The 21,253-nt window shown below is 47.3% G+C and carries 16 protein-coding genes; 4 read left to right on the top strand and 12 right to left on the bottom strand.

The genetic code is table 11. The features are described 5' to 3' along the window. Nucleotides 1-15: 15 nt before the first annotated feature. Together urtB and urtA are read right to left on the bottom strand one after the other, a co-directional pair. Nucleotides 16-942: an urea ABC transporter permease subunit UrtB gene (gene urtB / locus NNX04_RS19080; protein ID WP_261946830.1), complete on the bottom strand. Its 927-nt coding sequence runs from the start codon at nucleotides 940-942 to the stop codon at nucleotides 16-18. Between the two features lie 208 nt (nucleotides 943-1,150). Next, nucleotides 1,151-2,398 carry an urea ABC transporter substrate-binding protein gene (gene urtA / locus NNX04_RS19075; RefSeq protein WP_261946829.1) on the bottom strand — a complete coding sequence of 416 codons (1,248 nt, stop codon included), beginning with the start codon at nucleotides 2,396-2,398 and terminating at the stop codon, nucleotides 1,151-1,153. Between the two features lie 441 nt (nucleotides 2,399-2,839). Here urtA and NNX04_RS19070 point away from each other — a divergent pair, with 441 nt between their 5' ends. Together NNX04_RS19070 and NNX04_RS19065 are read left to right on the top strand one after the other, a co-directional pair. After that, nucleotides 2,840-6,376, top strand: coding sequence for a hybrid sensor histidine kinase/response regulator (locus NNX04_RS19070; protein WP_261946828.1), 3,537 nt, complete (start codon nucleotides 2,840-2,842; stop codon nucleotides 6,374-6,376). Nucleotides 6,377-6,388: 12 nt separating this feature from the next. Continuing rightward, nucleotides 6,389-7,300: a response regulator gene (locus NNX04_RS19065; RefSeq protein WP_261946827.1), complete on the top strand. Its 912-nt coding sequence runs from the start codon at nucleotides 6,389-6,391 to the stop codon at nucleotides 7,298-7,300. A gap of 53 nt (nucleotides 7,301-7,353) precedes the next feature. Here NNX04_RS19065 and NNX04_RS19060 read toward each other — a convergent pair whose 3' ends face one another. From NNX04_RS19060 to NNX04_RS19040, 5 genes are read right to left on the bottom strand one after another with little or no spacing between them, the layout of a single operon-like run. Beyond that, nucleotides 7,354-8,097, bottom strand: coding sequence for an ABC transporter ATP-binding protein (locus NNX04_RS19060; protein ID WP_007644420.1), 744 nt, complete (start codon nucleotides 8,095-8,097; stop codon nucleotides 7,354-7,356). Beyond that, nucleotides 8,087-8,845 carry an ABC transporter permease gene (locus tag NNX04_RS19055; protein ID WP_151056468.1) on the bottom strand — a complete coding sequence of 253 codons (759 nt, stop codon included), beginning with the start codon at nucleotides 8,843-8,845 and terminating at the stop codon, nucleotides 8,087-8,089. The genes NNX04_RS19060 and NNX04_RS19055 overlap by 11 nt, the downstream gene beginning before the upstream one ends. A 36-nt stretch (nucleotides 8,846-8,881) precedes the next feature. Further along, nucleotides 8,882-9,307 carry a cupredoxin domain-containing protein gene (locus tag NNX04_RS19050; RefSeq protein WP_007644422.1) on the bottom strand — a complete coding sequence of 142 codons (426 nt, stop codon included), beginning with the start codon at nucleotides 9,305-9,307 and terminating at the stop codon, nucleotides 8,882-8,884. Further along, nucleotides 9,304-9,936, bottom strand: a complete 633-nt coding sequence (locus NNX04_RS19045) for an SCO family protein (protein WP_261946826.1) — start codon at nucleotides 9,934-9,936, stop codon at nucleotides 9,304-9,306. Before NNX04_RS19045 ends, NNX04_RS19050 begins: the two co-directional genes overlap by 4 nt. A 15-nt stretch (nucleotides 9,937-9,951) precedes the next feature. Next, the gene (locus NNX04_RS19040) at nucleotides 9,952-10,983 is read right to left on the bottom strand and encodes an ABC transporter substrate-binding protein (protein WP_261946825.1); all 1,032 of its coding nucleotides are present in this window, start codon (nucleotides 10,981-10,983) and stop codon (nucleotides 9,952-9,954) included. Between the two features lie 278 nt (nucleotides 10,984-11,261). Between NNX04_RS19040 and NNX04_RS19035 the strand changes: the two genes are divergently transcribed. Further along, the gene (locus NNX04_RS19035; RefSeq protein ID WP_261946824.1) at nucleotides 11,262-13,316 is read left to right on the top strand and encodes a TonB-dependent copper receptor; all 2,055 of its coding nucleotides are present in this window, start codon (nucleotides 11,262-11,264) and stop codon (nucleotides 13,314-13,316) included. A gap of 330 nt (nucleotides 13,317-13,646) precedes the next feature. Here NNX04_RS19035 and NNX04_RS19030 read toward each other — a convergent pair whose 3' ends face one another. The 5 genes from NNX04_RS19030 to NNX04_RS19010 form a co-directional block, all read right to left on the bottom strand. Beyond that, the gene (locus NNX04_RS19030) at nucleotides 13,647-14,573 is read right to left on the bottom strand and encodes a glycerophosphodiester phosphodiesterase family protein (protein WP_261946823.1); all 927 of its coding nucleotides are present in this window, start codon (nucleotides 14,571-14,573) and stop codon (nucleotides 13,647-13,649) included. A 169-nt stretch (nucleotides 14,574-14,742) separates the two neighbouring features. Continuing rightward, entirely contained in the window at nucleotides 14,743-15,636 is an 894-nt protein-coding gene (locus tag NNX04_RS19025) for a sugar phosphate isomerase/epimerase family protein (RefSeq protein WP_261946822.1), read from the bottom strand. Nucleotides 15,637-15,811: 175 nt separating this feature from the next. Further along, on the bottom strand, nucleotides 15,812-16,498 hold the full coding sequence (locus tag NNX04_RS19020) for a DUF1349 domain-containing protein (protein ID WP_261946821.1): 687 nt from the start codon (nucleotides 16,496-16,498) through the stop codon (nucleotides 15,812-15,814). A 47-nt stretch (nucleotides 16,499-16,545) separates the two neighbouring features. After that, nucleotides 16,546-17,040, bottom strand: a complete 495-nt coding sequence (locus tag NNX04_RS19015) for a GNAT family N-acetyltransferase (RefSeq protein WP_261946820.1) — start codon at nucleotides 17,038-17,040, stop codon at nucleotides 16,546-16,548. Nucleotides 17,041-17,081: 41 nt separating this feature from the next. Then, nucleotides 17,082-17,543 carry a GNAT family N-acetyltransferase gene (locus NNX04_RS19010; RefSeq protein WP_151056455.1) on the bottom strand — a complete coding sequence of 154 codons (462 nt, stop codon included), beginning with the start codon at nucleotides 17,541-17,543 and terminating at the stop codon, nucleotides 17,082-17,084. Between the two features lie 274 nt (nucleotides 17,544-17,817). On the opposite strand from NNX04_RS19010, the gene NNX04_RS19005 reads away from it, so the two are divergent. Continuing rightward, complete coding sequence (locus NNX04_RS19005; protein WP_261946819.1) at nucleotides 17,818-21,225, top strand: glycosyl hydrolase; 3,408 nt, start codon at nucleotides 17,818-17,820, stop codon at nucleotides 21,223-21,225. Nucleotides 21,226-21,253 lie beyond the last annotated feature (28 nt).

The raw sequence follows: 21,253 nt of genomic DNA, 5'->3' as shown, positions 1-21,253 counted from the left end.
AATGATCGACTCCCCTTAACGACGCACTTTGAGTGTGAACAAACCTTGCGGGCGCAGCATCAGAATTACCACCACAAATAACAGTGTTAATACTTTGGACATAGAGCCACTCATAAAAAATTCCATGGTGGATTGCGCCTGCGAAATACTGAATGCGGAGGCAATAGTGCCGAGCAAACTGGATGCGCCGCCAAATACAACAACTAAAAAGGTATCCACAATATACAGTTGGCCTGACGTTGGGCCCGTAGAGCCAATCATGGTAAATGCACTGCCTGCCACACCGGCAATACCACAACCCAGTGCAAAGGTAATACGATCCACCTTCGCCGTATTAATACCCACCGCACCCGCCATGGGGCGATTTTGTACTACGGCACGCACTTGTGTGCCCCAGCGCGAGCGATACATTAATAATGCAACGGCAAGTGAAATGCCGAGCGCTAAACACATTACAAATAAACCGTTAATGGGTAATTCAATGGTGTCTGTTAATTGATAAGAGCCCATTAGCCAATCGGGCAAAGTCACACCCACTTCGCGCGCGCCAAATACGGTGCGATAAAGTTGTTGCAGAATTAAACTCAGGCCCCAGGTGGCAAGCAACGTATCCAGTGGCCGATTGTAGAGATGGCGAATCATCGACCATTCCACCAGCGCACCGAGTGCGGCAGCGGCGACAAAGGCGAGAATCATCGCGAGAATAAAATAGATGCTGAAAAAATCTGGCATGTAGGTAGAAAACACATTGGACGTTAAATAAGTGACATAGGCGCCGAGAATCATAAACTCACCGTGCGCCATGTTAATTACACCCATCTGCCCAAAAATAATGGCAAGCCCCAAGGCCATGAGCACAAACACCGAAAATAAAATCAATCCTGCTACACCTTGCATTGCAAAGATCGACATTAATTCCGAGCTACTGTATTCAGCAAACATAGCTGCACCTCATCATCTCGCATAAGAAATTACTGATGAACCCGGAAGTGAGGAATAGTGTTTGATTTAAAACCGTATGAGGCATGGATGCCGATTCGAGCCTACATGGATGTATTTACGGCGCGTTTTAAATTGAACACTATTCCTCGCTCACACTGGCCAATTTTTAATACTTGCAGCCAGCACAATGGCTGGCTGCAATTAACAGTTATTGATAACCTTTAGGGAATGGATCCGGCTCGATCAGGTCGGAGGTTTCAAATACCACATCGTATTGACCATCAGGACGTGCGTGACCGATACGGGTTTTTGACCAAAGGTGGTGATTGGGGTGAACTTTTACATAACCTTCCGGTGCAGTGGTCAACTCAATACCCGGCGATGCCGCGCGCACTTTATCGATATCAAACGAACCGGCTTTTTCCACCGCCGCTTTCCACAACCAGGGGCCAAGGTAAGCCGCTTGGGTTACGTCACCAATTACTGTGTCTTTGCCCCACATGGCTTTGAAATCCGCTACGAATTTTTTGTTGTTGTCGTTCGGCAAACTTTGGAAATATTTCATCGCCGCATAAGCACCTTGCATGTTGTCACCACCAATACCGAGAATTTCGTCCTCAGTCACTGAAATGGTTAATACCAGCGGTTTCTCTTTGGTCATATCAATACCCGCCGCTTTTAATTGTTTGTAGAAGGCCACGTTAGAACCACCCACAACAATTGCGTAAATCACGTCAGGTTTTTTCAGTTTGATTTTGTTAATCACCGAGTTGAATTGGGTGTGACCCAATGGGTAATACTCCTCACCCACTACACTCAAGCCTAATTTTTCAATATGTTTGCGGGCAATTTTGTTGGAGGTGCGCGGCCAAATATAATCTGAACCAAGCAAGTAGAATGATTTAGCGCCTTTGGTTTTGGTTACCCAATCGATACCGGCAATAATTTGTTGGGTTGCTTCTTGCCCGGTATAAATAACGTTGGGCGATTGCTCCAAACCTTCATAAAAGGTGGGGTAATACAACATGCCGTTGTATTGTTCAAAAATCGGCAATACCGCTTTGCGCGATGCGGAAGTCCAACAACCAAATACCGCGGCTACTTTATCGTTCACCAATAATTTTTTTGATTTCTCTGCAAAGGTGGGCCAGTCGCTGGCACCGTCCTCTTGAATGTATTCAATTTTGCGACCGAGCACACCGCCCATGGCATTGATTTGTTCAATCGCCAATTTTTCCGCTTGCACCGAACCCGTTTCACTAATCGCCATGGTGCCGGTTACTGAGTGCAAAATACCGACTTTTACTGTGGTATCGGTCACTGCAAGGCCCGTGGTATTTACCTCGGCCTGAACACTGCCAAATGCCAGCGAGGCCGCGAGTGTTAATAAACACTTCTTCCAAGTTTTTGAACCTGCGCCCTTAACCGGCGCAGAGGGTTGTATGGTCTTGTTCATGGTCGTTCCTCAGGTAATTAAACATTGTCTGGTCACACAAATGCATAAAAAACGTTTTGTTGATGTTTGTAGCGTGAGTCCACTGAGCGCGTATTTACCACCGAGACATTGCCCTGAAGCGGGAGCAATCTCTACGTGGATCAATGTAAGTCTGGGGAGGGGGTATCACCATTCGATAAATGACACAGGCCGCTACGTCATTTGACGCATAGCCAATCGTTAAAGTTGGTACAGCAATTGAAGGACAACAGCAAAGCGGGGATAAAAAGTTCAACGAGTCACAGAAGACAATAAAAACGACAGTAAACGCACCACAAGCGATCACCATTGCAGTGGTGCGCATGAAAATAATGCAGCGATAAATGACAGCAGCCAATAACCCGAGTATTTCATTCACCAGCGCTTTGTTCCCGGACGAACAAATTGTTTAACGGGTAAACCATGACCGCCAAACAACATATATTTCGCGTGCGCCGCAATTACAACCAGTGGGTGGCCAACCAAACACTGGAAGACTACGCGCTGCGGTTTACCGCCAAAAGTGCGCGGCGCTGGTCGGCGGCGCGTGTAGCCACGACTGCATTAGGGGCGATTTCGTTTCTCGCGCTGGAAGCAATAGGTGGTGCGATTACTTTGCACTACGGTTTCAATAACGCCGTTGCAGCCATTCTTGCGGTAAGCGCAATTATTTTTCTCACCGCAATTCCTATTAGCTACTACGCCGCAAAATACGGCGTAGATATAGATTTGCTCACCCGTGGTGCTGGCTTTGGTTATATTGGCTCCACCATTACCTCGCTAATTTACGCCTCGTTTACTTTTATTTTTTTCGCGTTGGAAGCGGCCATTATGGCCATGGCGTTAGACTTGTTATTTGGCATTCCCCTGGCCTGGGGTTATTTGATTAGCTCGGTGGTGATTATTCCGCTAGTCACCCACGGCATTACTTTTATAAGTCGCTTCCAATTATGGACCCAGCCGCTGTGGTTAATTCTGCAACTCCTGCCCTTTGTTTTTATTATTTATGCCGATGCTAGCGCGGTGGAAAGTTGGACTGAATTTTCCGGCGGTTTACCCAATGAAAATAATGGGGCAACGGCAGGAGTAAACGTTTTACTGTTTGGTGCAGCCTCTGCCGTTATTTTTTCGCTGATTGCACAAATTGGTGAACAGGTGGATTTTTTGCGTTTTTTACCCGAGCCAAAACCCGCAACACGTTGGCGCTGGTGGGTAGCATTAATTGCCGGTGGGCCGGGTTGGATTGTGATTGGCGCAATAAAAATTTTGGCGGGTTCATTCCTGGCGGTGCTGGCATTAAATCACGGCATCGGTATGGAAGAAGCCGCTGACCCAACCCGCATGTATATGGTGGCGTTTACCTATATCACCAGTTCCCCGGAGGTTGCGCTGTCGGTAGCAGGAATTTTTGTCATTTTAAGTCAGTTAAAAATTAATGTGACTAACGCTTACGCCGGTTCAATTGCCTGGTCAAACTTTTTCTCCCGCTTAACCCATAGCCACCCCGGCCGCGTAGTGTGGTTAGTATTTAATGTGGCGATTGCGCTGTTATTAATGGAGCTGGGGGTTTACCGCGCACTGGAACAAACGCTCGGTTTTTACGGCATAGTCGCTGTGGCCTGGTTAGGTTCGCTGGTGGCCGATTTAGTCATTAATAAACCGCTCGGCCTCAGCCCGAAACATATCGAATTTAAACGCGCTCACCTGTACGACATCAATCCAGTCGGTGTTGGCTCCATGCTCATCGCCTCGGTGATGGGCATTGTCTGTCACGCCGGTGTACTGGGTGATATTGCACAAGCGCTATCGCATTTTATCGCCTTGGGCTTGGCCTTAATCTGTGCGCCGCTAATTGCCCTTGCCACGCGCGGGCGCTACTACCTTGCGCGACCAGTAACCGGTATTAATTCTCCTGAGTACCGTTATTATGAGCCGCAAAAAAATGCGACCGTCTCCTGCTGTATTTGCGAACACAAATTTGAATATGAAGATATGACCTACTGCCCTGCCTACGCGGGTGATATCTGCTCACTCTGTTGTTCGCTGGATGCACGCTGCAATGACTATTGCAAACCCGAGGCGAACTATACCCATCAGCTGAGCAATTTTTTTACCCGTTTTTTACCGGCATCCATTAGCGCCAATATCAATTCACGGGTTGGACATTTTATTATTTTGGTGGCGGTGATTAATGGCCTGTCAGCAATTTTATTATCGCTTATTTATTTTCAAACCCCGATAGACGCGCCGGAAACCGCTGCACTGTTGGAAGCCACACTGTGGAAAGTATTTTTTCTACTGGTGATAATTACCGGTGTGGTGAGCTGGTTATTTGTATTAGCTCACGAGAGCCGCGTGGTGGCGCAAGAGGAATCACAACGGCAAACACGGTTATTGATGGAAGAAATTGAAGCGCACGAACGCACCGACCGCGCATTGCAAACCGCCAAAGAACAAGCCGAAGCTGCCAACCTGGCCAAGAGCCGTTACTTGACTGGTATCAGTCATGAATTGCGCTCACCACTGAATGCGGTGCTGGGTTATGCGCAGCTGTTGGAAAAAGCCAGCGATATTCCCGCCGGCCGCAAAGATGCACTGGGCGTTATTCGTCGCAGCGGCGAACATCTAGCGGATTTAATTGAAGGGCTGCTGGATATATCCAAAATTGAAGCGGGCCGTTTGGATTTGCATCAGGATCAAGTTCGTTTGTCATTACTCATTGAACAACTGGTACATATGTTCCGCTTGCAAGCGGAGGCCAAAGGGTTGGAATTTATTTACGAATGCAAAGACCGCCTGCCGGAGTTAGTGCGCACCGATGAAAAACGTTTGCGGCAGATTTTAATTAATTTGTTATCCAACGCAGTGAAGTACACCAATAAAGGCAAGATCATTTTTAAATTGCGCTATCGCAGTCAGGTTGCGGAATTTACCGTTATAGATACCGGTGAAGGAATCGCCACCGAAAATATTGAACGCATTTTCCGCCCCTTTGAACGTGTGCATCGCCCCGGCTCTACCGCTACGGGAACAGGGCTGGGTTTAACCATTACGCGCTTATTGTGTGAAATTATGGGTGGCGATATTGCAGTGAGCAGCAAACTCGGCGAGGGTAGCCAATTTAAAGCGAGTTTAATGCTCGCGAGTATTACCAACCCGCAGCGCGAATCCATTACCGCGCCGGTGCAAACTATTTATGGCTATCGCGGCCCGGTGCGTCGCTTGTTATTGGTGGATGACGACGCGAGCCATCGTCAATTAATGCGCGCCATGCTCAGCCCGTTGGGTTTTGAAATTATCGATATGGATAACCCTTTGGAAGTTGTGCCGCGTTTGCAGTACGAAATAGCGCAAGGTACTCCACCGGAGTTAATTATGCTGGATGTCTCTATGCCGGAGATGAGCGGCTGGCAACTGGCGGAACAATTGCGCGCGCAGCTATTTCACGGGCCGATCATCATGGTCTCAGCAGATGCCAGCGAAGGCAAAAACCATAGCGATGCACCAGAGCACGCGCTGCACAATGCCTATGTCATTAAACCCGTACGTTTGCCGCTGCTGCTGGATCATATTGGCAATCTGTTAAAACTAACCTGGTGTTATGAAAATACAGCTTCCGCATCTACACCACAAACAAACAGGTCGCACACAAACACACTACACACAACCAGAGAGAAAAATAAAAGCCCAAACAATATTATTGTCAGTGACAAAACAGAATCGCCTGATGGCCAGATAAAAAATTTAGCTAACAACAACACACTGCAGCAACTAAAAAATCTGGCAGCCATAGGTCATAAAAAGGGCCTGCTCGAAGCCATTGCGCAACTACAACAGCTGGCAAGTAATGGCGATGACACCCAATGGTTACAAGAATTACAACAACTCAGCGCTAACTTCCAGTTCGAAAAAGTGATTGAACTGATTGATGATTACTGCGCACACGAACCCACTCACTAAACGGAGACCAAAATGATCAGCAATAGCAATGTGGTACTCGTGGTTGATGACTCCATCGATAGCATTCACATGCTGAACGATGTATTGGAGGATGCAAAATTTACCGTGCTCGTAGCGTTGGAAGGCACCCAAGCACTGACCATCACCCAAAATATTCGCCCGGATATTATTTTGCTCGATGCAATAATGCCCAACATGGATGGTTTTGAAACCTGCAAACGCCTGAAACAAAACCCGCAGCTGGCCGATGTGCCTATTATTTTTATGACAGGGCTAAGTGATACCGAACATATTGTGATGGGTTTGGGCGCAGGCGGTGTGGACTACATTACCAAACCAATTAAAGCCGACGAATTAATTGCACGCATGCAAGTGCATTTAGCCAATGCACGCATCACCCAAAGTGCACGCGCCGCACTGGATACCGCCGGTCAATATTTATTAACAATTAATGCCCAGGGAAATTTGGTGTGGGCCACACCGCAGGTCTATCAATTACTCGACAATTCCGGCGCAACCCAGGACTCCATTGCGCTGACACCATCCATAACCCAACAACTGCGCGATTGGATTAGCCACAAACCCGAAACGGGGCGGCAATTATTATTGCAGCAACTAAGCACCGAGTTATCGGTAGAAATGCTAAACCTGATTGACGGTAAAGAATATTTACTGCGTTTAACGCCCGCCCACAAACCCGCCGACGACACCCAATCCCTCAAACAACAATTCGCCGTAACCGGCCGCGAAGCCGATGTATTATTGTGGATCGCCAACGGAAAAACCAATCGCGAAATTGGCCAGATTTTAGAAATGAGCCCACGCACAGTGAACAAACATTTGGAGCAGATATTTAAAAAATTAGGTGTGGAAAACAGGACGTCGGCCGCAGCAATTGCTATCAGGTCTTTGGCGCGGGGGTGAAATCCAGTTATCTTGTGAAGTAGATTAAAGCCGGTGAAACACCGGCTTTTTTACTAACACTCAATGCCCAGTTCACGCAAAATATCGTCGCGCAATTGTTGTAAAGCGGGGTCAGATAATTTGCGCGGATGTGCAAAAGGTACATCAAAAATTGTCTGGATGGTTGCTGGACGGTTTGATAACACCACTACACGATTAGCCAAATGAACGGCTTCTTCCACGTCGTGGGTAATCAATATAACGGTGTGTCGCTCCTCCTCCAAAATCCGCAATAACTCGGTGCGGATACGCAAGCTCATTAATGCATCCAGTGCAGAAAAAGGCTCATCCATATACAGGATTTCCGGTTTAACTGCGAGCGCGCGCGCAATTTCTGCACGCTTTAACATACCGCCCGACAACTCACGCGGATAGTGTTGCTCAAAGCCTTTCAAACCTACCAAATCCGCATAGTGGTCAGCAACTGCCGCTTTGTCGACATGTTCATCATTTAAACCAAACATCAAATTTTGCTGTACGGTTAACCAAGGGAATACCGAGCCGTGTTGGGAAATTAAAATACCGTTGGCATTGGGGCCTTTACGCTCTACGCCATCAACCGCGATACTGCCTTCATCCGGCTGTAAAAAACCGGCGATCATTTTCATCAGTGTGGATTTACCGCAGCCAGATGGGCCGACAATCGCAATAAACTCCCCATCAGCAATTGTGAGATTGATACCGTCAATTACTGATTTGGATTCGCTGCCGGAGGAAAAACTTTTTTTAATATTTTGAATAACAATCTTATCGGTCATAACGCCACCTTACTGATTTATGTCCTTCCATTAGTCTCATCAAGCCGTCCAACAAAAGTCCGATGACGCCAATAATAATCATACCTGCAATCACCAAATCATAGCGATTACCCGCATTACGTGAATCCATAATCATGTAGCCAAGGCCGGAGCGTAGGGCAATCATTTCTGCCGCCACCACTACCAACCAGGCAACACCCAAAGAAATGCGCATGCCCACAATTAAATCGGGCAGTACCGCCGGAATGACTACTTGCCGATACAGCTTGTAACGCGACACACCAAAGTTTTCGGCCGCATTTAAGTAACGCGGTTCAATGGTATGAACGCCTGCCGCGGTTTGCACAATCAACGGAAATACCGCAGCAATAAAAATTAAGAAAATCGGCGATGCATTACCTACACCAAACCAGAGAATAGCCAGTGGAATCCAGGCGATGGGTGAAATGGGCCGCATAATTTGAAAGACCGGATTTAACGTGGCGTAAGCACTATCGACACGCCCCATCCATAGGCCCAGCGGGATCGCAATAAGTACCGCCAGTAAAAAACCCGTACCTACGCGCATTAATGACGAGCTGATGTGCTCCCATAACGTGCCATCTTCAATCAACTCCATTGCACCAGTCACTACTTGCAACGGAGTGGGGAAAATCACGCTTTTAGTTTGCACCACCACAATCCACCAAACCGCAATTAGCACCGTGATTAGCGCTAGCGGCGGTAATATTTTTTTGAGTTTTATCACAGAAACTACCTTTTGTTATTTGAAATTTTACAACGACTAACGAAACACATTTTTAACTCGCCACAGCAAACGATTCCACCCCGCCGTGGGCTCAGGGTCAACTACTACGATCATTTGCCCGCTCGCATGGGCAGTGCAGGCAAATTCATACTCAGAAGCCAGTTCAAACGGTAATTTAAAACTTTGCCCCGGCATAATCAGTGTCGGCCCAAACATTTGCGGCACATCATCCAGATTGCGCAACACTAATAGATCGCGCACACCCAGCGCCAAGTAAATCTGGTCAGGTAGAATGCTGACCGGATTACCCGCCATACGCTGCGCCCAAGTACCCTTGGGAATTTCAAATACTTCTTCACGGGAATCAAAACGAAGGGGATAAAAGGCAAGCAGTAAGGCCGCGGTACTCACCACGAAAATTACAGCCGACAGCAACCGGGCATAACCAACACTTACTTTCATAACGCAGCCTGTTGCGTTTTTTCTTGCAATAATATTTTGATGTCGTGGGTTATGTCGTCTGCACTTTTTCCAAACGGCACCAGCGCGCGCAACAAACCGTCGCGATCAATCAAATAAATATACGAAGAGTGGTGCACTTCATAATTTCCGCCATTTTTGTGCACTTCTTTTTTCGCGATGATGCCATAAGCCTGGCGCACAGCCGCCAACTCATCGGCAGAACCGGTGACGCCAACAAAATGCGAATTGAAATTGGTTAAATATTCACGCAAGCGCGCCGGAGTATCGCGCTCAGGATCGACAGTCATATAAACCACTTGTACTTGCCCGGCTAACGCACCAAGATTTTTATAGACCTGCGCAAGATTAGCGAGTGTCATGGGGCAGACATTAGGGCAATTGGTAAAACCAAAACCCAATACCAGAAGTTTGCCGCGTTGTTCGCTCAGCGTGAATTGGTTATCGCGGGAGCTGGGGAGGGAAAAGTCCGGAGCCATGCGCGGTGGATCAAACACACCGGATTTTAATGCAGTACTTTTTGTTTCCGTACTTTTTGTTACTGTACTTTCTGCCGCGACATTACTGACAACACTTATGCAAAACGCAAACACCATTATCAATCGAATCATCATCAGATCCTGCTATTAAACTGTAATGGCAACAGGTTTAGCATTGCGAACAAAGGTTTCATCAACATAGCTTTCATACGCAACGGGACTAGTCAGGGTTCCTGCAGCAATAGACAACTCCATCAGATCATTGAATTCGTCCTTGATCATACGCATATCACCATAGGTCACACGATCTTCAGGATTTTCCATCACGAAGCGAATAATATTCGGGTCCTGATTAAAAAACTGGCGCCCGGCGGCGATCTGCACGGCCTTCTCGCGATTCACCATATTCTGATCCAACCATGCACCCGCCCCCATCACGTGGTTAACCAAATCCTGTACTACTTCCGGTTGCTCCTGAATTAATTCTTCACGCACCGTCAGCACACAGCAGATGTAATTGCGCCATTCATCGCGGGTCATGCGTAAAGGGCGCGCATAACCCGCCTTTTGTGCGGCGGCACCAAATGGCTCGCCGGTACAGTAAGCATCTACCGCGTTCGCGTAGAGTGCGGCGGGCATATCCGGCGGTGGCATTTCTACAATTTCAATGTCGGTATGCGTCATGTTTTCCTGCGCGAGCATTTTGCGCAGGAATAAAAAGTCCACCGCAAAACGGCTTGGGATTGCGATGCGTTTACCTTTCAATTGGCTGAAGGTTTTGTAGTCAGAATCCGTGCGCACCATTATCACGGCGCCGGATCTATGCCCGAGGGAAATAATCTTAAGTGGTATTTTTTTGGTGGTGAGATCCATCACCAGGGGCGCCAACATATAGGCCGCCTGAATGCGCCCGGTCATAAGCGACTCTTTGATCTCTGGCCAGCCACTGTATTTACTGTACTGGAAACCCACGCCCCCTGTACCCGCCGCCGCCTTACCAACACAGGCAATGGGTAACGTCAGATTGCAGGTAACAGGCAATCCACCCACCACCAGTAGATTGCTATCTTCGGTGCGCGAGCAGGACGCAACACCTAAAGGGAGGGTCGCGGCAGTCATGCCTAATAATAGCTTTCGGCGCTGCTGGGAAAACGTAGATAGAGGGTCGTGGGTGTTCATTTGATGCCTTTTTACGGTAGTGTCATGCCAATCAACAAAATGTGCCGCGCGAGTATTGATGATCGGCTCCGTACAATCTACAGAATTACCATAGATAAAGCCTATCGTATTTTGGGGATGCAAATTGTCGCCCCCAAAATCGATCCTCCCCCACCTCACTCCCAATAGTTCATAGCCAAAATCTATAGGGCGCGCATTGTGGCAAGCCTGGGACATCCTCTATAACGCCGCTCACTTTCCATTCTCTCAATCAACTAATAAATAAGACCGAGAACACTATGACTAGTAAATCCCGCCTGATTAGTCTGGCTATTTGCACATTGCTTGCCCCGACTGTTTACGGCGATACCGACACGAAGGATGAATCCAAGCCTGAAGAAATGGTCATCACTGGCGTAAAAACTGAAACTCCACTCACCATCGAGACCGACCCCAAAGCGCCGAGACAACCACTGCCCGCGCAAGATGGGGCGGATTACCTTAAAACAATTCCAGGCTTTTCCGTAATCCGCAAAGGCGGAACCAGCGGCGATCCGGTATTTCGCGGAATGGCCGGATCGCGACTGTCGCTATTGTTAGATGGTGATCTGGTATTGGGCGGCTGCGGTAGCCGCATGGATCCGCCCACTGCATATGTATTCCCTGAAACTTATGACCGTATTCGCTTGGTCAAAGGGCCGCAAACCGTTATTCATGGCCCCGGTAACTCTGCCGGTGTCGTTCTTTTTGAACGCGACCGGGAGCGTATGGCCCAACCCAGCTGGAAATTTTATAGCAGCCTTTTGGGTGGTAGTTTTGGTCGCAATGATGAAGTTATTGATCTCCAGGGTGGCACCCCGGATTTTTATCTTCGCGCAATGGCCAGTCATTCACAACAAGATAATTACCAGGATGGCGACGGTAACGAAGTCCACTCCCAATACGACCGCTGGAATACCAACCTTGCCTTGGGCTGGACACCCAGCGACGACGTGACTATCGAAATCAACGGCAGCCAAAGCGATGCAGAAGCCGCCTATGCGGATCGCAGTATGGACGGATCAAAATTTGCGCGTGACAACCTAAGCGCCAAAGTGATTGTGAAAAACCTGACATCGTCCTGGAAAAAACTCGAGGCTCAAGCCTATTACAACTATGTCGATCACGTGATGGATAATTACTCTCTGCGTGAACGCACTGGAACGACGATGCAAATGGCCTCCAACCCCGATCGTCAAACCGAGGGCGCGCGCCTACTAGCTACTTTCACCCCAACCTCATCCGCCGAGCTGATAGTCGGTGCAGATACCCAGAAGAACGATCACACCAACCGCTCCACCTCAAACCAAATGATGATGCCCTATCAGGATATGCCGCGCGTTGGTGATGCGCATTTCCAACAACTCGGTGTCTTTGGTGAATGGACGCAAACCATAACAGCGCAGCAGCGAGTAATTGGTGGGATACGCGTTGACGACTGGAGCGCAGAAGATCAACGCGCAGCAACTCGCATGATCGGCAATACCCAACACGTCAATCCCACTGCAGGCGAAGAACGCAATGAAAATTTATCCAGCGGCTTTCTGCGCTACGAAAAAGATTGGCGTAGGGTTACGGTCTATACCGGCATTGGCCACAGCGAACGTTTTCCCGACTACTGGGAATTAATTAGCAAAGAATCGCTGGATTCTATTAGTGCCTTCAACGCTAAAGCGGAAGAAACAACCCAGTTAGATATAGGTGCGATTTACAGCAAACATCGCCTGAAAAGCAGTGTCTCTATGTTCTACAACGAAATTGATAATTACCTGCTGATCCAATCGCGCGTGAACAAACCAACGGGGCCAACGAGCACTAGAAGTACCACTGTCACCCGCAATGTAGATGCAACAACTTGGGGAATGGAAGCCGACCTTAGCTACGCATTGACCGACACATGGCGCACAGAAGCATCGGTAGCAAGTGTGCGCGGCACTAACGAAACAGATAATACCCACCTGTCACAAATCCCGCCGATCGAACTTCGCATCGGCCTCTACTACAACAACCCAACTTGGTCTGCCGGTGTATTCTGGCGCATTGCGGATGAACAAACACGAGTCGATATCAACAAAGGCAATATCGCAGGACAAGACATAGGCCCAAGCGAGGATTTCAATGTGCTCTCGCTTAACGCTGGCTGGCGCGCGCACAAAAATCTGTTGCTCACTACCGGTATTGATAACCTGCTTAATGAAACTTATGCAGAGCACATCAGCAAAGCAGGCGCCATGATCGCAGGTTACGACCAAACCACCCGCATCAATGAACCAGGAAGAACTTACTGGTTAAAAGCACAATTAACCTTCGATTAAAAACTCGTTATTAATAACAAATAATTAAAAAATTTATAGATTGCAAAGGACTGCATCCATAAATCCCATCTCCAACCCCATACCGTCGCGCTTCGCGAAGCAAGCCGCCACGTTTCGGCTATCGAAAAGAAGGGGAAGTTGTCATTTATGTAGGTTGGGCAGTAATGCCCAACATTTTGGTGATTAAATAGCATTGTTGGCATCGCTACCCAACCTACGAGCTGGTGTTTCACATCACTGGTCACGCTTTACTATTATGTCGTTTTACTTAGCTTACTTAATCAAGTATTTCTATTAGAAATTTAATATGAAACACAACAGCCTAATCTGTTAACGAAAAACAGCTTTAGCTCCATGAATATCACCTGTCACCACACCTATACCATTTTCAATTTCCAGCTTATGGTTTCGCAACGGTGTATGTTCTGCCCAAAGATAGACACGACTTCCATTCTCTTGAGCTAGTGCTGCGAAGCGTCTCGGGTATCCCCAAAGATATTTCGCTTTGTCTGGTGGAATGAGTATGGGGCGATTCGAGCACACTTCTGGAAATACCCCACTCCACCCATACAACATATATTTTTTAACGCATTCTTTGGTCGATTCCACACTGATTGCCTTTAGTGCCGGGGCTTCGCGTCGAAACCAACTCACTCCATTTTCGCTAGAAAAAATAACAAACTTCGATAATCGATTCCCATAACTGGAACTAATTAGCTCATTCAGAGCGACAAAGGATTCCTCATCATTATTTTTGAGGTTCAACCAGAATGTTTTGTCTGGATACGCATCTAAAACCGCTGTTAAATTGTCAATGCGATATCCTTTTTCCCTAAAAGGAAAATGCAAGCCATTATCAAAAGTATAGCCGTAACCCGCATCCAGTTCTGATAACAGACTGACCGTACTATCCCTTACTTCACCCTTGCCATTCGTAGCACAATCTAAAGTCCAATCATGGAATAGAACAAACTTATTATCTTTTGAACGATGAATATTGATATGGATTACGTTGAACCCAGCACTATCAGCATCCTTGATGGACTCAGCTGTATTTTCGATGTGAACATTTTCTGATTGAACGATTGATCTAGCGGAACAACCGTCCGCTCCAAGTTTTTGGTAATCGATAAGTTGTCCGCCGCCTCGGTATGCGACTAATTGTCCTGATTCTCGCAGTTCCGGTGCACTCACAAGACCAAGAATAATAAATCCGCTTAAAATAGTTACTAGAATTATTGCGGAAATTTTTAACATGAAGCGTCCTTTTATCGATTTATTAGAATGCCAAAAACTGGGAGCCGTACTAAAATTTTAAAACAGACTTTCAACTTTTGTTTACCAAATAATTTTTCATTTTCTGAATCGATGCACAACTACGCAGACAAACGTCTCCCTCTCATAATTGTCGAATCTTTAGGGTGCCTTAAAAAATATTTTGCAAATGCTTTACAAAATAACTAGCGCTGTCCGCTGCACTTCTCATCGGGTTGTGGGCGTAGTTTCCGCCCTGCTCCAGAAAACAGAACTCCAGTCCCGATTCGGTGTGATGGGGAAGAATCTCGGCATAATCAATAGAACCCTTACCCAGTTCGGTATAGTCCCTCGTGATCTTATCCATGTCCTTTATGTGCCACATCACATATCTCCCTGGCTGCTCTTTGATCAAAGTTCTCGGGGACCGCTTGGAAGAATGTATTACCCAGTAGATATCCATTTGAAGCTTTACCAGTGCGGGATCTGTTTCTTTCAAAATGATATCGAAACCGTTTTCACCACCGTGATCCTCAAATTCAAAACCGTGATTATGATAGGCAAACCCAAGCCCTGCCGCATTTACCCGTTCACCTATTAGGTTGAGCTTTCCCGACATTAATTTATAGTTATCGATCGTCCTCTGCTCTGGGGCTAGCCATGGCCAAGTGATATATTTCATATCTAAAACTCGGGCACCCTCTATGCACTGATCTACGAAACGCATGAGTTCATCCTCGGGCTTTGCCAGATAAGAAGAAAACCCAAAATGCCCGCTCGAAGCAGAGCCCTGAAAATCCTCCAATATATTCTTGAATTCAGAAGACTTATATCCGTAGAAAGTTCCTTTTTTTCCATCAAATCCAAACGTTTCAAAATCCTCGTAGCCCATAGCAGTTACAGCTTTCAATGTGCCGATGGGGTCTTTAGTCATATCTTCATTAACAGAGAAAAGCTGAAGACCCATTTTGTATTTTGGTTTTTTAGCCGCCGAATAGCCAGACACCGGCAATACAGCTCCCGCGCCTAATATCCCCATCGTTTCTATAAATTTCCTTCGATTCATTTTTACTTCCTCAGTGAAACGCTGCAATTTTTATTATCTATATTTACCGAGCTCGGCCAAAAACAGCCAAACTCGATTGAAGGTTGCGGTTAATTTTCCTCAGCACAACTTCAAATTTTAGAACACCTGGAAACTTGCGATTCGAGAACCATAGAAAGATAACAGAAAAGTTTAACTATTCGCCCTGCCAGAAATTGGTAAATTTCCCTGCACGATATTTCACATCGGAAAAGGTCGCAATAAAATTTTCAGCCAAAGGCGCCTGGGCAGTAAAACCGATATGTACTGGCACTGTGGATTTCAACTCGAAGTGACGTACAAAATTCCAATCCTTGCCATCTTGTGATGTATAAAAAATATAAGAGGAGTCATGCCTAACGATCTTCAGGTATTGGTGATTAGAATCTGTGGTGCCATGATAGGCGTCATCCCCGCTGCCCTTTGTAACGGTTGTAGCTATGCCAATTTTTCCTGACTTAAAACGCTCAAAGAGTAGTTTTCCCCAATTTTTTGAATCAGCATAAACAATTAATGCTCCGCCATCATAGGGCGTTTCGCCGAATTCAGCTGAAACCTTGGCAGAAAAAATAAAATCACCTTCAGGTACAAACAGTAGCCTTGGTGTATTATCTGCGTTTTTTGCACCTGTTGTATCGGTAAATAAATCAGTACCTTTTAAAGCTGTTATTTCAATATCCCCAGCATTCACTTTCACTTCGCCAAGCTGGTTATCTATACGCATTTCGTAAGGTACAGATTTTATTGTAATTAACTTTTTAGTTTTCGAATCCTCCGCAGCGAAAGAGGATATCGACAGTAAAAATGTGCCTAAAAATAAACCACAGCATTTGAAGTTGATCATAAAAATCCTTGAATCGTTAGCATTTTAAGAAAATAGTATTAGCAAGCTTATACATCCCGCACCCTACTGTAATGCAACTCATTAAAAACCGAGCCATTTTTGTAAATCGCTTTTTGCAAGACAGCTTCTAGTTTGTATCCGCTTTTTTGTAAAACTGTTGCAGAGGCTACATTTCCTTCAATAACGGCAGCATAGAGCCGAATTAGGTCTGTGCTTTCAAAGAGTAAATGAGTGAACTTTTGCAAGGCTTCTGAGGCAATGCCTTGCCCCCAATATGGCCTTGCCACCCAATAACCTATTTCTGCTGTTTTTTGTTTTTCAAATTCACCGGGAATGGCACCTATTGAGCCTACAAAAATACCATTGCTGATTATGGCGCGGGTAATTCCAAGCTTGCTGCCTGTTTCTACCCACCAGCGTGCTGCTTCAGGTGTATAGGGCTGCGGGATTCTTGCGGAGAGAAAATGTGTTTGGGCGGTGTCATTCAAATATGAAACCAGCAAATCCTCGTCTATTTTTTCAAATTGCCTTAGCGCTAACATTTTTATCGCCACCTTGCATTTAAGTATTTTCCTGTAGGTTTTTAAGCCAACTCAATTTTCATCAAGGTCGCCTCGCCACCGCGATACGATTCTTGTGCAATAAATTGCCAACCCAGACTTTCATAAAAATGCGCCTGATCGGGGGTGAATAAATAGATGGGGCTATAGCCGAGCGTTTTTGCGACGGCGACTACCTTGTTCACCAACAGCGCGCCTATGCCCTGCTTACGATAATCCGCATGCACATACACGCTTGCCAGCCAGGGTGATAACTCCGGGTGGCTGTCCATATCGCTTTCTACCAAGGCTGCCGTGCCCAATACCTTATCGCCATCTACACAGATATACATACTTGGTATTGCCGTCGCCGAAAGGTAACGCTGCATTTTTTCAATGCGCGTTGCGACTGTGCCGCCGGGATTTAAATAGCCCCACTGCGCGTGATGCCACTGCGCAATGGTGGGAATATGCTCAGGTGCTGAGCGTAAATTAATTATTTTCAATGGTTAGCCTCCGTCGTTCTTGCTCTTACCATAATCCGCCGTTACGAATAAGCAGAATTTTTCTCAGATCGAATGCGTTGCAACAACGCGCATCATCGCGCCTGTCCCAGAATTCCGCCACATTTTCCGCAAAGTGGAACCGTCCCACCTTCATTCCTCCGCCAATTTGGGACGATTTCATCGGCTCAGCTACCTACATTGGGACACCGCTCGCGTCAGGATAAAAGCGGCACCATTTTCTAACAATAATGACGGTCATCTAATAGGAAATAACATGAAACAGTTACGACAAACCCTACGTGCGTGGGGGGCTGGTGTGATCGCGCCCCTTGCCTTTACCTCTATCGCGCTTTCTCCCATCGCCCTTGCCCCGAGTGCATTTGCCAATGTAACGCCCTACGGTGCGGGCAATATTGCCAATGGACCAAACCCCGCCGGGTATAAATGCGCAACCGATTATGGCTACTGGATTTATAACGCCGGACTGGTAAAACCCGGCGTAAGTAGCTGTAACCCCATTGGTTCACCCACACCGATTTACCCGCAACTGGTTTCACCGGCTGCCGATAAACACACCATGACCCATCGCTGGTGGGGCTCTATTTCATTTATGGGCGAAATGAAAGTGGGCGACCCCAACGGTGCTGGCTATATCACGCCAGACCCAATGACCGCGCGTATTACGGATCGCGGTGTGCGTATTTTGGGAATACCCGGCGGGTTGCGCACCAATCCAACCGCGACGCAATATTCCATTCCCGATCCGTTTAATGAAGTGTTTGATGGCATCGCCGTTGGTAACAGCGATTACAGCAACCTTGAAGCTTATTTAAAAGACTATAGCGATGGTTCAGTGACCGTGCAGTGGCAAAGTGCGGGCACGGCGGTGATGGAAGCCACTTTTGTACACGGCTCGCCTTACGCTTATTTCACGGCGTTAAAAGGTAATTTACAACTGCGCACCAAAGCGGGCGACGGCGGCGAAAAGGGAGTGTTTTATCAAGCGGGAAATAGCTTGGGGGTATGGACGAACGTTGCGGGTAATCACAATAACTTTTTAATTACCGGTCACGACGCCACCAGTTTCAGCAACCCGAATACCGCAACGATTGGTGTGAACAATGCCAGTAAACGCATGACGGTTACTCTGCTTCCGCAAATATCCGGCATGCCTTCCACCGCGATGATTCAGGATTTCGCCCAACACGCGACCCAGCGGGTGGACAAGGTCAACATCACCTACGCGGTTAATCGCAACAGCAATAAAGTGACCGTCACTCACAGCTATCAATTTAATGGTATGCCAGTAACGACTATGGCGGGCCTGCTGCCTATGGCGTGGAAAAATGCAACGCAACAAGCCTTTACGCCTTACAAAGTGCGCAGCGCACGCGGCGTTACCAAATTTGCGGCGACTAAAAATTTCAGTTACACCATTCCGTTTGTGGGTGTGCTGCCCTACTTACCGGAAAATATTGGCGACTACGATGAAACCCGTTTACGCCAATTGGTAAATGAATTTATTAATCAGGATCCCGCCAGCTGGAACACCTTTACCGATACTTATTGGGCCGGGAAAAATTACGGCAAAATTGCTGAACTCGCTGCAATTGCGCGTTCAATTGGGATGACGGTGGAAGCCGATCAATTAATTGCGTGGCTCAAAGCCGAATTGGAAGATTGGTTCCGCGCAAATACCAACGGCAGTTTGGACACCACCAAATATTTTGCCTATGACAGCAACTGGAACACGCTGCTTGGTTTTGACGAGTCCTTCGGTTCACAACAGCAATTAAACGATCACCACTTTCACTACGGCTATTTTGTGCGCGCTGCTGCAGAAATTTGTCGCGTAGAAGCCAGCTGGTGTAGTGCAACCCAATACGGGCCAATGGTGGAATTATTAATTCGCGATTACGCCGCCGCCCGCGACGACAATTTGTTTCCCTACTTGCGCAATTTTGACCCCGCCAACGGTTTTTCCTGGGCATCGGGCCATGCAAATTTTGTCTTGGGCAACAATAACGAATCCACCTCGGAAGCAGCGAATGCTTATGGCGCGATGGTGCTTTACGGACAAATCACACGCAATAAAGCCATCACAGATCGCGGTATGTATTTACATGCATCGTCCACCGCCGCTTATTGGGAATATTGGAATAATATTGATCGCTTCCGTGGTTTAGGTGGCGACTACGATAACTTCGATTCCGCCTACCCCAAAATGACCACCTCCATTATTTGGGGTAATGGCCACGTATTTTCCACCTGGTTTAGCGGTGCTTACGCGCACATTTTAGGTATTCAAGGTTTGCCGTTAAGCCCATTGGTATTTCACATTGGCCAACATGCAGATTATTTGGATAACTACGTTGAATTAGGTTTGAGCCAATCCAGCAATGGCAAACCCTCGGGTTTAATTGATGATCAGTGGCGCGATGTCTGGTGGAATATTTGGGCGATGAGCAATGGCGAAGCCGCCGTGGAAGATATGCTCGCCTACAATTTTAATTACACACCCGAAGCGGGCGAAACTAAAGCACACACTTATCACTGGGTGCACACACTCAAACAACTCGGTCATTTAGCCACGGGAACTGGTGCCTTAACCGCGTCCAGCCCCAGCGCCGTTGCGTTTAATAAAAATGGTTTGCTGACTTACATCGCCTACAACTTTGGTTGCAGCCCACAGTACGTGCGTTTTTCCGATGGGATGACACTGAATGTTCCGGCAAATAGTTTTCGCATAAAACGCACCGGTGAAACGCCTGATGCATTGCCCACCTCAACCAGTTGTACACCGGCAACCGGGAGCAGCAACAGCAGTGTGGCAAGCTCGGTGACTAACAGTGTGACCTCATCAAAAGCCAGCAGCTCGGTGGCAACCTCGGTTGCAACTTCTGCAGCAACATCAGCGACAACATCGAGTGCCATTGCAAGCTCAAGTGCAATGTCATCCAGCAGCGCGCAGGGTTCGAGTGCAGCCAATAACAATCAATATGGTCACACAGTTTTAAGCAGTGACAGCCTGCGCTTTTTTGCCAACAACGCTGCCTGGGCGGATATTCATTTCACGGTGAATGGTGGGCCGCAACAAAATTTCCGCATGACACACAGCAGCGATAATTCAAATTTTTATGAATTAACGGGCATTCCCGCGGGTGCAACGGTTCGCTACTTTATGACTATCGCGCAGGACATTGGCGCCATAGATACTGCATGGGTTGAACTGGTGATGAGTGGCGGCGGTGCATCCAGTGCACCGGCAAGCAGCTCATCCAGCAGCAGTTCGGTTGCCAGCTTTAGTCAGTTTATTGAGGCAGAAAGTTTTGCGTTTATGTCTGGCCTGGAATTATTTCCCACCACTGATGTTGGTGGCGGGCAAGTAGTGGGCGCAATTGATAGCGGCGATTGGATGGCCTTTACCAATATCAACTTTCCTTCATCTGGAAGTTATTTAGTGGAGTACCGCGTTGCCAGCCCGAGTGGTGGAATGCTGTCGCTGGATTTGAATGGCGGCTCGATTGTATTGGGCAGCGCTGCGATTCCAGCAACCGGTGATTGGGGCAACTTCACCACCATCAGCCACACAGTGAATATCAACGCGGGAACATTCAATGTTGGTATTTATGCACAGCAAGGTGGCTGGAGTATTAACTGGTTGCGCATTACCAAACTCTGACAATTAACTGCTTAATCCGCCATGCCAC

Source organism: Cellvibrio sp. QJXJ (assembly GCF_024452345.1).
GTDB lineage: Bacteria > Pseudomonadota > Gammaproteobacteria > Pseudomonadales > Cellvibrionaceae > Cellvibrio.
This window is presented reverse-complemented; position numbering and strand designations above follow the sequence as displayed.

Excerpts from the sequence above, each read along its gene's own strand:
- urtB (WP_261946830.1), bottom strand. The coding sequence starts at position 942 with ATGTTTGCTGAATACAGTAGCTCGGAATTAATGTCGATCTTTGCAATG.
- urtA (WP_261946829.1), bottom strand. The coding sequence starts at position 2,398 with ATGAACAAGACCATACAACCCTCTGCGCCGGTTAAGGGCGCAGGTTCA.
- NNX04_RS19070 (WP_261946828.1), top strand. The coding sequence starts at position 2,840 with ATGACCGCCAAACAACATATATTTCGCGTGCGCCGCAATTACAACCAG.
- NNX04_RS19065 (WP_261946827.1), top strand. The coding sequence starts at position 6,389 with ATGATCAGCAATAGCAATGTGGTACTCGTGGTTGATGACTCCATCGAT.
- NNX04_RS19060 (WP_007644420.1), bottom strand. The coding sequence starts at position 8,097 with ATGACCGATAAGATTGTTATTCAAAATATTAAAAAAAGTTTTTCCTCC.
- NNX04_RS19050 (WP_007644422.1), bottom strand. The coding sequence starts at position 9,307 with ATGAAAGTAAGTGTTGGTTATGCCCGGTTGCTGTCGGCTGTAATTTTC.
- NNX04_RS19045 (WP_261946826.1), bottom strand. The coding sequence starts at position 9,936 with ATGATTCGATTGATAATGGTGTTTGCGTTTTGCATAAGTGTTGTCAGT.
- NNX04_RS19040 (WP_261946825.1), bottom strand. The coding sequence starts at position 10,983 with ATGAACACCCACGACCCTCTATCTACGTTTTCCCAGCAGCGCCGAAAG.
- NNX04_RS19035 (WP_261946824.1), top strand. The coding sequence starts at position 11,262 with ATGACTAGTAAATCCCGCCTGATTAGTCTGGCTATTTGCACATTGCTT.
- NNX04_RS19030 (WP_261946823.1), bottom strand. The coding sequence starts at position 14,573 with ATGTTAAAAATTTCCGCAATAATTCTAGTAACTATTTTAAGCGGATTT.
- NNX04_RS19025 (WP_261946822.1), bottom strand. The coding sequence starts at position 15,636 with ATGAATCGAAGGAAATTTATAGAAACGATGGGGATATTAGGCGCGGGA.
- NNX04_RS19020 (WP_261946821.1), bottom strand. The coding sequence starts at position 16,498 with ATGATCAACTTCAAATGCTGTGGTTTATTTTTAGGCACATTTTTACTG.
- NNX04_RS19015 (WP_261946820.1), bottom strand. The coding sequence starts at position 17,040 with ATGTTAGCGCTAAGGCAATTTGAAAAAATAGACGAGGATTTGCTGGTT.
- NNX04_RS19005 (WP_261946819.1), top strand. The coding sequence starts at position 17,818 with ATGAAACAGTTACGACAAACCCTACGTGCGTGGGGGGCTGGTGTGATC.